Here is a 12,585-nt window from a genome sequence, read left to right as displayed (position 1 = left end):
TTTTTCAATAAAAGTCGAACCATTTTTTAATTTTTTAAATAATATTATTGTTTTTAGCAAAATTAAAAAGGATTCAGAGCTCTGAATCCTTTTTTGCTAGATCAAATGAACGCCTTTATCAACATAAATAATATCGCCGGCAATGCCCTTTGACAAATCACTCATCAAAAAGGCGCAGGTGCCACCGATTTCTTCCAAGGTAACGGACTGACCATCAGTCGTCCGCTCCTGTGACATCTTTAAAAGATCACTGTGGTTGTCAATTCCCGTAACTGCCAGAGTCTTCATCGCCCCAGCCGAGATGGCATTTACCCGCACTCCCAGCGAACCCATGTCGCGGGCCAAATAGCGAACGCTGGCCTCTAAGGCTGCCTTGGCGATCCCCATGACGTTGTAGTTGGGGATTGCCCGCTCTGAGCCGAAGTAGGTCAAAGTAGCAATGCTGGCAGGATCGTTAAGCAAGTCCAGCTCATGGGCTGCCTTGGCAACGGCAATCAAAGAGTAAGCCGAAACGTTTTGAGCCAGCGCATAGCCCTCACGACTGACGTTTAGAATTGAGCCGCTTAGTTCTTCTTTTTTGGCATAGGCAATGGCATGAACCAGCCCATCCACTTTGCCGAAACGTTGCTTAATTGCCCTAAAAGCCGTCTGGATGCTGTCGTCGTTGGCAACGTCGCATTCGACCAAACGTTTTTCATCCTCAACTAAACGACTGACGCTTTTTTTCATGCGCTCGTTCTGGTAAGTGTAGATCACGGTTGCCCCCTGCTTTTCCATCGCCTGAGCACATCCCCACGCAATCGAGCGCTTGTTGGCTACGCCCATGACTACGATTTGCTTATTGCTTAAAATTCCTTCCATTCTTTTCCCTCACTAAAACTTTCTAAAACGTTGCTGGCGACGCTGAAGCAGTGCGGCTGGCGTTAGTTTTTGCAGTGCTGCCAGCTCACTAGTCAAAACTGCATCCAGATTGGCAATAACGGCCTGGTGATCGGCTGGCTCATCAATGATTCCCTCAATGACGCCCTGCTTTTTCAAGGCTTGTGGCGTCAACTGCATGATTTCTGCTGCCTCAGCTGCACGAGAGCTGTCCTTCCATAGAATCGAGGCGAATCCTTCCGGCGAAAGGATTGAATAAGTGCTGTTTTCAAGCATCCAGACCTCGTCGCCACAAGCCAGCGCCAATGCACCGCCGCTGCCGCCTTCACCAAAGACCACCGTAATGATTGGAATTGCCAGCTTGCTGATCTCCAGTAGATTCTGAGCAATTGCCGATCCCTGACCATTTTCTTCTGCTGACTGACCAGGATAGGCCCCCGGCGTATTGACAAAACAAAAGACTGGACGGCCAAACTTTTGCGCCTGCTTGATCAAGCGTAGCGATTTCCGATAGCCACCCGGTTCTGGGCAGCCAAAATGACAGGCCATACGTTCTTCAATACTCTGACCACGATCAGTCGCGATCACCGTCACTGCTTGACCGTGAAATTCTGCAATACCGCCTTTAATGGCTGGGTCATCAGTCCCATTGCGATCACCGTGCAATTCAATAAAATCAGAAAATAATTGCGTTAAAATTTCAGCACTGGTGATCTTTTCTTCACTGCGCGCAGCCTTAACGATTTCAACCGCCGTTTTTTCAGACACGCATGGCACCCCCCAGCTTAAGCAGGCGTTCCAACATTGCCTTTTCATCTGCTCGTTTGACGATTGCATCTATAAAACCATGTCTCAATAGGTTTTCAGCAGCTTGCAGATCATTAGGAATCTTTTGGTGCATTGTCTGCTCAATTACGCGTCGGCCGGCAAAACCAACCAACGCATGCGGTTCAGCCAGGGTAATATCGCCCTGCATGGCAAAACTGGCCGTAACTCCACCCGTCGTTGGTCCGGTTAAGACAACTACGTAAAAAAGACCAGCCTGATCATGTGCGGCAACTGCATTGCTGATCTTAGCCATTTGCATCAAAGAATGAATTCCTTCCTGCATTCGTGCTCCGCCAGATGCCGTAACCATTATGACGGGCAGACGGTGCAGCGTTGCGTACTCAAACAGCCGCGTAATCTTTTCACCAGCAACCGTCCCTAAAGACCCCATGATAAAACCTGGATCCATGATGCCTAAAGCTGCCTGCTGATTGCCAAGCCTAGCCACGCCAGTCAAAACGGCATCGTTGAGCTGAGTCTTGTTTTGAGCAGCCTTCAGCTTATCTTGATAACCAGGAAAAGTCAGTGGATCCTTGGTTTGCAGGTCCATATCCAGCTCGTTAAACTCATCGGTCAGCCAGGCCAAACGTTGCCGAGCTCCAATGCGAAAGCCGTAATGACACTGCGGACACTCTGCATAGCAGTCCAGCTGGCGGCTCATAATCGTCAGCCCACACTGCGGACATTTGCGCAGCAGATCATCTGGAACCTTGGCATCTGCTTTTTGATCGGCCTTAACATGACGTTCGCTTAGCGTGTTTTTCTTCTGCACATAAAGCTTCACTGCCCGGTCTCTCCTTTCCAACGCGGCATAAAGTCCCGTTCAAGATAATTGGTCGTCATCGATCCGCGCAAAAATTCAGGATCGTTGAGGATTGCCAGGTGAAAATTCTGGTTGGTCGTAATTCCCGTAATCACCATCTCGCCTAATAGCCGCTTCAATTTTTCAATGGCTTCATTGCGATCATGGCCAAGTGCAATCACTTTAGCAATCATTGAGTCGTAATAAGGCGTCACCTTGGCCTGCGGATAAAGCGCGGTATCAATCCGCATTCCCAGATTGCCAACCGGCAGATATAGGTAGTTGATCGTCCCCGTTGACGGCATGAAGTCTTTTCGCGGATCCTCGGCATTGATGCGACATTCGATAGCCGTACCATGCAATTTGATGTCGGACTGTTTAAAAGGCAGTTTTGCGCCAGCTGCAACCATTACCTGGGCTTTAACCAAATCGATGCCGGTTACCATTTCCGTAACGGTATGCTCAACTTGAATACGCGTGTTCATCTCCATAAAGTAAAAATGATGCGCTTGATCCATCAAAAACTCCAGCGTCCCAGTATTTCGATAGTCAATTGCCTGAACCGCCTTAAGCGCCAGTTTTCCTAGATATTGGCGCTCATCTTCACTGATCAATGAGCAGGGACTTTCTTCAATTACTTTCTGCTTGTTGCGCTGCAATGAACAGTCACGTTCCGGAAACCAGACGGCATGACCAAAATCGTCGCAGAAGACTTGAACCTCAATGTGCTTAACGTTTTCCAGTATCTTTTCCAGATACATGCGGTCATCATTAAATGACAGCCGCGCTTCACTTTGGGCCTCATCAAACGCCTGCTGCATCTGATCCTGATCCTCAATGCGCCGTATTCCCTTACCGCCACCGCCTGCCGCTGCTTTTAGCAAAACCGGATAACCGATTGCTGCTGCTGCCTGCTTGGCGCTTTCAACATCACTAAGATAACCATCACTGCCGGGAATTACCGGAATCCCGCTTTTTTTCATCTGCTCTCTGGCATGTTCCTTATTGCCCATCAGATCGATCGTCAATGCTTTCGGCCCGATAAAGACAATCCCACAGGCTTCACACATCTCAGCAAAAGCTGCATTTTCCGAAAGAAAGCCAAAGCCAGGATGAATGGCCTGAGCGCCCGTACCAATTGCAGCTGCCAAGATATTCTGCATATTCAGATATGAGTCTTGCGGCCGCGGTCCACCTACGCAAACGGCCTCATCGGCTAATTGGACATGCAGACTGTCGCGATCCGCGGTTGAATAGATAGCCACCGACTTGATACCCAGTTCACGCAGCGAGCGGATGATCCGCACTGCGATCTCGCCACGATTGGCTACTAATACTTTCGAAAACATGCTTTTCACCTAGCCAATCAAAAAGGTAAGCTCTGCGGTGCAGGCCTTTTTCCCATCAACCGTCGCTACGCCCTTACCCAGCCCGACTTGACCGCGAACTTTTTCCAGCTCGACTTCAAGTCTTAACGTATCACCGGGACGAACGACCTTGCGAAACTCAGCCGCCTTGATGCCGCCAAAATAAGCCGTCTTGCCTGCAAACTCAGGCTCTGACAAAAGTGCCACAGCGCCCGTCTGCGCCAGCGATTCAACGATCAGCGCACCTGGCAGAACCGGATTTTGCGGAAAATGACCGTTGAAGACTTCTTCATTGATGGTAACATTACGAATCGCCGTGGCTTTTTGGCCTGGTTCCAGTTCAATTACGCGATCAATCAAGAGCATCGGATAGCGATGGGGAATGATCTTTTGAATCGCGTTTGAATCCAAAATCGTTTCAGTCATTGACTAACCCTCCGTAACTTCAAACAAAGGCTGATCAACCTCCACCAGCTCGCCGTTTTTAACCTTGACCGCGCTGATAATGCCGTCTTGATCGCTTTTAACCTCTGTCATCATTTTCATTGCCTCAATAATGCAGACGACATCGCCTTTGTGAACATGGCTGCCAACCTTGACGTAGGCAGGCTGTTCTGGCTTGGCCTGCAGATAGACCGTCCCAACCAAAGGCGCCTTGATCTGCTGGGCACTTGCAACAGCCATGGGACGTGCTGGCTCTGCATGAGATGGCTGCGGACTTAGATCAGCTTCGCCATTTGCCTGCTGATTCTTGCTCAGATAGAGATGAAATGAGCCATCATCAATCTTAAGCTCTCTGGTATCCGAGGCCTCAAACGCCTTCATTAAATGCTGAACGTCTTTTAATTCCAATTAAAAATCACTTCCATTTTCGAAAAGCCAATACGGCATTATGTCCACCAAAGCCAAATGAGTTGCTCAGGGCATATTCGGCATCGGGCTGCTTTTGATTGGTTTGGTCAACCAGATTGACCTGACAGGCCGGATCCTGATTTTCACAGCCAACGTTCGGCGGCAACACGCCTTTTTGTAGCGCAGCAACGGTAACGACCGCTTCAATTGCTCCGGCCGCCCCGAGTAGATGACCGGTCATGCCCTTGATCGAACTGACCAGCACTTTGCTGTCCTTACCAAAGACCTGATTGACGGCCAGTGACTCGCCAGCATCATTGGCATGAGTTGCCGTACCATGAGCATTGATATAATCGACTTCTTCTGGAGCAATCCCAGCTTCGTCAATTGCCTGCTGCATGGCTCTTGCCGCACCACGACCTTCTGGATCAGGAGAAGTAATGTGATAGGCATCGCCAGTCGCACCATAGCCAACAATCTCACCTAAGATTTGAGCGCCTCGCTTTTGAGCATGCTCAAGGCTCTCCAAAACCAGTGCCGCGCCACCTTCGCCCAAGACAAAGCCATTGCGATCCTTGTCAAATGGCCGTGAAGCTTTCAAAGGATCCGTCGTCGTGCTAAGTGCAGTCAAAGCGGCAAACCCGGCAATTCCGATTTCATTGACTGAAGCTTCTGATCCACCGGCAATCATGACCTGCGCGCGATCTTCCTTAATCTGACGATAGGCTTCACCGATCGAGTTGGTTCCCGTTGCACAAGCCGTTACGATTGACGTACAGATGTTTTGCGCATTGAAGCGAATCGCAATATTGCCCGCGGCCATATTGGCGATCGCCATTGGCACGAACATTGGCGAAACTCGTTTGGGACCTTTGTCGTGCATTTTGATTACCTGCTCTTGAATCGTGGTCAAACCGCCGATTCCTGAGCCATAGATAACACCCAGATCTTCAGGTGCCGTATTTTCCTCATTGATACCAGCCATCGCAACTGCCTCAGCTGCTGTTTGAATGGCATATTGTGAATAAAGATCCATCCGACGCGCGGCTTTCTTGCCAACGACTGCGCCGGGATCAAAATCGTCAATCTGACCGGCTACCGTAATGCCAGTTGGCTCTGCGTCAAACTTGGTGATTGGCTTGATGCCGATCTTACCAGCTAAGGTGTTCTCAACAAACTTATCAAAGCCATTGCCGTTTGGGGAAACAGCCCCCATACCTGTAATTACAACTCTTGTCATAAGCTTCTCCTAAATCGTCATCCCGCCATCAACTACGATCGTCTGCCCGGTTACATAATCATTCTGGGCTAAAAACAAAGCCGTCTGCGCGATTTCTGCCGGTTCGCCAAAACGCTTTAAAGGCAGGCTCTCTAAAATCTGGTCCTGCGCTTTTTGCGGCATAGCAGCCGTCATGTCGCTGGCAATCATCCCTGGTGCAATGGCATTACAGCGAATCCCTCGCAGTGCGCCTTCTCTAGCTACCGTCTTAGTTAAGCCAATGATTCCCGCCTTGCTGGCAGCATAGTTGGCCTGGCCGGCATTACCATGCAGACCAACGACGCTGGCTAGATTGATGATGACGCCTGCCCGCTGCTTATACATCTTTTTAAGCAGCGCCTGAATCATTAAAAATGGCCCCTTCAAGTTGACTTGTAGAACTTCGTCAAAGTCTGCCGCCTTCATACCAATCAGCAGGCGATCACGCGTAATGCCAGCGTTATTGATTAATACATCAATTCCGCCAAACTTTTCCCATGCAGTCTTGGTTAATTCCTTAACGACCTGTTCATTACTGACGTCGCCTGGTAAAAAGCAATATTCAGCACCAAGCTCATCCAGCTCCTGCTTTAATGAGGCTGGCAATTCATGACGTGCATTCAAGATCACGCGGCTGCCCGCCTTGGCAAATGCCAGTGCCGTTGCCGCGCCGATTCCTCTTGAGCTGCCGGTAATCAGTACCGTTTTATTGGTTAGCTCCATTGGGCATGCTCCTTTACAAAGTTTTCATAATCCTGCCGCGTTTCGATATGTTCCCGCGTTAAACCAGCATCAACCTGCTTGGCAAATTTGCTGAGCGTTTTGCCGGGACCAATTTCCAACGTTCCTTCAATCTTTTGATGATCAATTAGATACTGCAGGTCTTGACCAAAATGAGTCGGTACCGCCAGTTGACGTTCCAAAATGACTGCCGTTTCTTCAGCTTGGAACGGAGCCACGATCGTATTACTGATCACAGGAACTTTCGTCTGGTTAAATTTAACGTCGCGCAGGCGGGCTTTCATCTTTTGGCGAGCGCCGTCAAACAGCGGCGTATGAAAAGCCCCGCTGACATTCAGCTTAATTACGCGCTTGGCTGCTTGATTTGCGTTTAATCGTTCTACTGCCTCTTTGATTCCTGCTTGAGTACCGCCAATCACTAGTTGTCTTGGCGAATTGTAATTGGCAACCCAGGCATCTGACAGCTGGGCACAAATTTTTTCAACCAGATCATTGTTTGGGTCAATGATCGCCGCCATTGTGCTAGCAACTTCATCTGCAGCTGTCTGCATATATTGACCGCGATCCTTGAGCAGAGCAAAGCCAGTATCAATCGACAAGGATTCAGCCGCCATCAAAGCTGGATATTCGCCCAGCGACAGCCCGACCATGCCCGCTACCGGCAAGTTGGGGAGATCGCGCTGCAGCATGCGCCAGATTCCCAGACTAAAAGCTGCCAGTGCCGGCTGAACGTATCTGGTTTGATTCAGCTCGCCATTTTCACTCTTCAAAAGTTTGACGATATCAAGTTCAGTTGCCTCGCTGGCCTGTTCCAGCGTCTTTAAAAACGTCTCATCAGCCAGCAGGTCACAGCCCATTCCTGGTTTTTGCGCTCCTTGACCGCTAAACAGAATCCCTAATTGCATCTTAGTCTTCCTTGGCTGCCAGCTGCTTAGCTACCAGTTCAACGACATCGTTAATCGTTTCGGCACCATCTTCAACATCCAGTTCAATGTCAAACTTGTCTTCCAGTTCGTTCATGATTTCAAAAACGTCCAAGCTGTCTGCTTCTAGATCTTCTTTGATTTTGGCATCTGACACGATCTTAGCTTCATCGACATCCAGTTCTTCAGCTGCGATTTCTTTTACCGTTGCAAAAATTTCTTCTTTAGTCATTTCTTTGTCCTCATTTCTTTTGGTTGTTCAAAATCAGTATCTTAAAATAATCGTTCCCGTTGTCAAACCGCCGCCAAAACCACTCAAGGCTAAAATATCGCCTCGTTTGATCATTCCTTTTTCAATACATTCGTCTAAAAGAATCGGTTCGCTAGCGGCAGAAGTATTGCCATATTCAGCAATATTGATGGGAAACTTTTCTAAAGGCTGCTTGAGGCGCTTGGCTACCTGCTTGATAATGCGGGCATTGGCCTGATGCAGCAAAAAAACATCAATCTGATCCAGCGTCAGCTTATTTTGAGCACTGGCCTGCAAAATTGATTCGGGTACCTCATGCGTGGCAAAACGGTAGACCTCTCGTCCATTCATTTTAAATGGCATCAGTCCAGTCAGTGGTTTGGGAAAAGTATTTCCCGGACTCGTCATGCCAGCACTCAGCTCATTGCTTAATTCGCCAAAGGTCTTTAGCTGTAGTCCTAACAGGGTCGGTGCTTTAACCGGCACTTTTTCTAATAAGACGCCCCCAGCACCATCACCGAATAAAACGGCAGTCGTTCGATCATGCCAGTCAATCAACTTGCTTAAGACCTCGCTGCCAATTACCATGGCCTTTTTTACCATTCCCGTATTCATCATCTGACTGGCAATTGCCAAGCCATAGACGAATCCCGAACAGGCTGCCGAAACATCAAAGGCAACTGCATTTTTGGCCTGCAGCTTGCCTTGAACGATTGCGGCCGTTGAAGGCGTATAGGCATCTGGCGACATGGTAGCCACTAAAATCAGATCAAGCTCCTCAGCCTGCCAACCGCTTTTCTTTAAAAGCAGCTGGCCGGTTTTAAATGCCAGATCAGCCGTATTTTCGTACTTGCTGATATGACGACGCTTAATTCCGGTTCTTGATTGAATCCAATCGTCAGAGGTATCCATAATCCGACTCAAGTCATCATTATCAATAACCTGATCAGGAACCCAGCTGGCCGTCTGTACGATTTTTAAGTCTTCCAAAGGCTTTCTCATCCTTTCAGGCATGTTCATCCAGAAAATCTTCCAAGTTGCGCATCGCCTTACGAACGACTTTTAGCTCTTCATCGTTCATATCCTTTAAAAAGCCCTTAACCATCATATTGTGGAAAGCACGGTGCGCACGAAACAGCACGCGACCCTTATGAGTCAAGCCAAGCCGAATCACGCGCCGATCATCCTCATCACGATAGCGTTCTACATAGCCCTTTTTCACCAATCGATCAGCCGTTGCCGTCATCGTACCTGGTGAGACATGCAGCTTTTGCGCAACCTGTGAAACGGTCTGGTGATTATACATGGTGATTGCATCGATTGCGTGCATCTCCTTGATCGTCAAATCACGAAACATGCTTTTGCGCAGCTCGTGCTCTTCAACCCACAAGATTCCGTTATAGGCCCGCACCAATGCCTGGTTAATTTCTTGGTAGTCGTCATTCATAATGTATTTTTCTCCTTTGCTTAGCAGCTCAAATAGTTTGATTATCAAAATACATTATAGACTAAACCGCGGCTAAATCTTAGCTTGGCGATCCGCCACTACAAAGACCAATTCAGCGCTGCAGACCTTTTTGTCCAAGACCTTGGCTACTGCCTTGACAATTCCCATTTGCCGCCGCTTTTTAATCATTTCGATCTCAAGCTTCACTACATCGCCAGGACGAACCATTTGGCGAAACTTAGCATTGTGAATTGCTCCCAGATATGCCGTTTTCTTGAAAAACTCTGGTGATTTCAGAATCAGAATCGAAGCCGCCTGAGCCAGCGTTTCAATTATCAAGACCCCCGGCATAACCGGATTGCCAGGAAAGTGACCTTGGAAAAATGATTCATTGATCGTAACGTTTTTAGTCGCAGTAATGCTTTTTCCAGGTTCCATGGCATCGACATAATCGATATAGCAGATCGGATAGCGATTGGGAATCAGATCCATGATTTCTTGTGCCGTCATCAGTGCCAATTTTGTCACCTGCCTTCAAAAAAGTATTTCGAGTATCAAAGTATTCGATATTCGAATTATATGTCATTCAAATTTTTAGTCAACCATCGACCTGCTTCCGTAACCGCTTTCTATAAACGCAAAAATATCTTTTGATGTCTCAAAGTATCATTATTAATTACAATAACGGTGCTCATTGATAAATATGATAATCAATTCATATCTTGTGGATAACTTTTATAAAAATATTTTGATTATCAAAGTTTTGTTAATAAAAAAGTCTCGCATTTCAATCAAGAAATACAAGACTCTCAAAATAATGGGGTGGTTATTTATTTAGTTGTTGTCAGATCTGGGTTCGCATTGCTTCTTGCAAATGAAAGCCCAGGAACCGCATTGAGATCCCAACCGGCACGATCGCCATGCAGATAGTTTACCCAACCGGCCGCTCCAATCATGGCCGCATTGTCGCCACATAGTCTCAATGGCGCCATCAAAAGTTCTACTTCCGGATGCTGCTTTTCCAAGTCCTGCTTTAAGCGGTTGCGCAAGCCGTGATTAGCTGCCACACCGCCAGCCAAGATCAGCTGCTTGACAGGATAGTCGCTCAACGCCCGCATCGTCTTTTCAGCCAGTACGTCGACTACGCTCTGCTGAAAGCTGGCCGCCAGATCATATTTATCCAGTTCCTGACCACGCTGGTTGGCGTTGTGTACGGTGTTGATAAAGGCGCTTTTAAGACCACTGAAACTGAAATCATAGTTGTCTTCTTTTTCCATCGCCCGCGGAAAATGGAAGGTATCGGATCCTTTGGCTGCCCACTCATCAATCGTTTTGCCAGCTGGATAGTTAACCCCCAAAACCCGGCCAATCTTGTCGTAGGCTTCACCTGCCGCATCATCACGCGTTTCGCCAATGATCTCATATTCATGCTCGCTGGCCATATAAACCAGTTCTGTGTGCCCGCCCGAAACCAATAGTGCCAGCTGCGGATAGGCAAACTGCTTTTCAAACCGAGCCGCGTATATGTGTCCTGACATATGATTGACCGGCACCAATGGCAATTGATGAGCCCAGGCAACCATTTTGGCAGCCGTCACGCCTACCAAAAGTGAGCCAACCAGACCGGGCCCATACGTAACCGCGACCGCACTTAAGTCACCATAATCAACGCCTGCCTCATTTAGGGCCTTATCAATGCATTTTGTAATCTGCTCAATATGATGACGGCTGGCAACCTCAGGCACGACCCCGCCAAAACGCTGATGACTCAAGATCTGGGTTGCTACGATATTGCTTAGGATCTTTTGCCCATCCTCAATGACCGCCACACTGGTCTCATCACAACTGCTTTCAAACGCCAAAATCAAATTTCTCTTTGCCACTTTATTCTATCCTTTCACTTCTTCAAGCTGGGCAATCATGTCCAACGCGTCTTCATGATTATCCAGGTAATAATGCCGCTTGATCTCGCCATCCATAAAACCCATCTGCCGATAGAGCCGCTGTGCTTGATAGTTGGAGACTCTGACTTCCAGGCTCATCGTGCGCATTGCTTGTGCCAGAGCAATCTGCCTGGTTGTCTGCAACAGGTAGGTTCCCAGTCCTTGTCTTTGAAAAGCCGGATGCACGCCAAAGTTGGTGATATGAGCATCAGCACGATTCCAGTCAAATGAGCAGCCGATAAAGCCCAACACATCTTCATTGGCATTTTTCAGCACCAGATACAGCCGATCATTTTTCTTCAGATCCGCTGCAAATGCCGCTCGATTCCACGGTGCCACACCATAGATCAGTTCCTCAATATGCACCATGGCAGCAATATCAGTTTCTTTAGCCTGGCAGATCGTACCAGATTGGTGATTAAGTCTGATCGAACGGCTGGCAAACGTCATTGGCATCCGGTCAGTGCTGCCAACCTGTTCCAGCCAATTCTTAAACTTCTCGAACATAATCCTGCTGTGGGGCATTTGGGTGCTGGTGGTGCCAAACTGCCTCGGCCTCAGTAATTCTTAAGTATTGCGGCACAAATTCATCAATGTTTTTAACCGGCACTGCCTTTTCACCCAGCAAGGCCAGCTGATAGGTTGAAGGAATACTAAATGCAGTCGGCAGAAACTTCAGCTGATTCGGCACGTTTTTCAGCTGGTTTCGTAAACGGTCAGTCAGCTCACCTGCCATTAAGACTGGTTTTTCAAATTTTGCCAATTGATCGAACAAAGCCTGCATTGACAGGTGCTGATCAGGCAGTACGTTAATCAGTTGATTGTCTTGCCACTGATAGGCCCCTGCAAAAACGTTGCCGCGTCGTGCATCAAAGAATGGCACAATCAAGGCGTCAGTTGCTGGGGCCAGGTTAGCCGCCACCGTTTTTAAGCTGGAGACGCCTGCCAATTCGATGTCCAAAGTATCCGCCAGCACCTTGGCAGTAGTTACTGCAATGCGGATGCCGGTATATGATCCCGGACCCTGAGCAACTACTACGCGATCCAGGTCTTGGGGCTGCCATTGAACTTTTTGAAACAAATCATTAATTACCGGTAAAAGAAAAATGCTGTGGTTGCGGACCATATTAAGCGTCGTTGTGGCTAAAAGCTGATCGTCTTCCACCAATGCCACGCTCATTGGGTGATTAGAGGTATCAATTGCAAGTATTTTCATTATTTTCTCGTTCCTTTCGTACTTAGCAATTTTATCACACAACTTAAAAATGAGTGCGGCCAGCTTTTAGCTCTTACCG

General features: G+C 48.0%; 16 protein-coding genes. All 16 read right to left on the bottom strand.

The window, feature by feature from the left end:
- Window positions 1-96 precede the first annotated feature (96 nt).
- A complete protein-coding gene (gene fabI, locus ACLUWI_RS06365; RefSeq protein WP_412146612.1) occupies window positions 97-861 on the bottom strand; it encodes an enoyl-ACP reductase FabI in 765 nt (254 codons plus the stop codon).
- A 12-nt stretch (window positions 862-873) separates the two neighbouring features.
- Window positions 874-1,647: a carboxyltransferase subunit alpha gene (gene accA / locus ACLUWI_RS06360; RefSeq protein WP_412146611.1), complete on the bottom strand. Its 774-nt coding sequence runs from the start codon at window positions 1,645-1,647 to the stop codon at window positions 874-876.
- Window positions 1,640-2,491 carry an acetyl-CoA carboxylase carboxyltransferase subunit beta gene (locus tag ACLUWI_RS06355; RefSeq protein WP_412146610.1) on the bottom strand — a complete coding sequence of 284 codons (852 nt, stop codon included), beginning with the start codon at window positions 2,489-2,491 and terminating at the stop codon, window positions 1,640-1,642. Before ACLUWI_RS06355 ends, accA begins: the two co-directional genes overlap by 8 nt.
- Window positions 2,488-3,858, bottom strand: coding sequence for an acetyl-CoA carboxylase biotin carboxylase subunit (gene accC, locus ACLUWI_RS06350; RefSeq protein WP_412146609.1), 1,371 nt, complete (start codon window positions 3,856-3,858; stop codon window positions 2,488-2,490). Before accC ends, ACLUWI_RS06355 begins: the two co-directional genes overlap by 4 nt.
- Before the next feature lie 9 nt (window positions 3,859-3,867).
- Window positions 3,868-4,302 carry a 3-hydroxyacyl-ACP dehydratase FabZ gene (gene fabZ, locus ACLUWI_RS06345; RefSeq protein ID WP_412146608.1) on the bottom strand — a complete coding sequence of 145 codons (435 nt, stop codon included), beginning with the start codon at window positions 4,300-4,302 and terminating at the stop codon, window positions 3,868-3,870.
- Window positions 4,303-4,305: 3 nt separating this feature from the next.
- Window positions 4,306-4,728, bottom strand: coding sequence for an acetyl-CoA carboxylase biotin carboxyl carrier protein (locus tag ACLUWI_RS06340; protein WP_074504512.1), 423 nt, complete (start codon window positions 4,726-4,728; stop codon window positions 4,306-4,308).
- 7 nt (window positions 4,729-4,735) lie between these two features.
- Window positions 4,736-5,968, bottom strand: coding sequence for a beta-ketoacyl-ACP synthase II (gene fabF / locus ACLUWI_RS06335; protein WP_412146607.1), 1,233 nt, complete (start codon window positions 5,966-5,968; stop codon window positions 4,736-4,738).
- A gap of 9 nt (window positions 5,969-5,977) precedes the next feature.
- Window positions 5,978-6,709: a 3-oxoacyl-[acyl-carrier-protein] reductase gene (fabG, locus tag ACLUWI_RS06330; protein ID WP_412146606.1), complete on the bottom strand. Its 732-nt coding sequence runs from the start codon at window positions 6,707-6,709 to the stop codon at window positions 5,978-5,980.
- On the bottom strand, window positions 6,700-7,632 hold the full coding sequence (locus ACLUWI_RS06325; protein ID WP_412146605.1) for an ACP S-malonyltransferase: 933 nt from the start codon (window positions 7,630-7,632) through the stop codon (window positions 6,700-6,702). Before ACLUWI_RS06325 ends, fabG begins: the two co-directional genes overlap by 10 nt.
- 1 nt (window position 7,633) lies before the next feature.
- Window positions 7,634-7,882 (bottom strand): acyl carrier protein, encoded by a 249-nt coding sequence (locus tag ACLUWI_RS06320; RefSeq protein WP_272216027.1) that lies wholly within the window; start codon window positions 7,880-7,882, stop codon window positions 7,634-7,636.
- Between the two features lie 33 nt (window positions 7,883-7,915).
- Window positions 7,916-8,890: a beta-ketoacyl-ACP synthase III gene (locus ACLUWI_RS06315; protein WP_412144527.1), complete on the bottom strand. Its 975-nt coding sequence runs from the start codon at window positions 8,888-8,890 to the stop codon at window positions 7,916-7,918.
- A 16-nt stretch (window positions 8,891-8,906) separates the two neighbouring features.
- Window positions 8,907-9,347, bottom strand: coding sequence for a MarR family winged helix-turn-helix transcriptional regulator (locus ACLUWI_RS06310; RefSeq protein ID WP_272216025.1), 441 nt, complete (start codon window positions 9,345-9,347; stop codon window positions 8,907-8,909).
- Window positions 9,348-9,419: 72 nt separating this feature from the next.
- Window positions 9,420-9,866 carry a 3-hydroxyacyl-ACP dehydratase FabZ gene (gene fabZ, locus ACLUWI_RS06305; protein WP_033934303.1) on the bottom strand — a complete coding sequence of 149 codons (447 nt, stop codon included), beginning with the start codon at window positions 9,864-9,866 and terminating at the stop codon, window positions 9,420-9,422.
- 311 nt (window positions 9,867-10,177) lie between these two features.
- Window positions 10,178-11,230, bottom strand: coding sequence for a tRNA (adenosine(37)-N6)-threonylcarbamoyltransferase complex transferase subunit TsaD (tsaD, locus tag ACLUWI_RS06300; RefSeq protein WP_412146604.1), 1,053 nt, complete (start codon window positions 11,228-11,230; stop codon window positions 10,178-10,180).
- Window positions 11,231-11,236: 6 nt separating this feature from the next.
- Window positions 11,237-11,797 (bottom strand): ribosomal protein S18-alanine N-acetyltransferase, encoded by a 561-nt coding sequence (rimI, locus tag ACLUWI_RS06295; RefSeq protein ID WP_412146603.1) that lies wholly within the window; start codon window positions 11,795-11,797, stop codon window positions 11,237-11,239.
- Complete coding sequence (gene tsaB, locus ACLUWI_RS06290) at window positions 11,781-12,506, bottom strand: tRNA (adenosine(37)-N6)-threonylcarbamoyltransferase complex dimerization subunit type 1 TsaB (RefSeq protein WP_412146602.1); 726 nt, start codon at window positions 12,504-12,506, stop codon at window positions 11,781-11,783. Before tsaB ends, rimI begins: the two co-directional genes overlap by 17 nt.
- Window positions 12,507-12,585 lie beyond the last annotated feature (79 nt).

This window comes from Limosilactobacillus mucosae, from assembly GCF_046939755.1.
Classification (GTDB): Bacteria; Bacillota; Bacilli; order Lactobacillales; family Lactobacillaceae; genus Limosilactobacillus; species Limosilactobacillus mucosae_A.
This window is presented reverse-complemented; position numbering and strand designations above follow the sequence as displayed.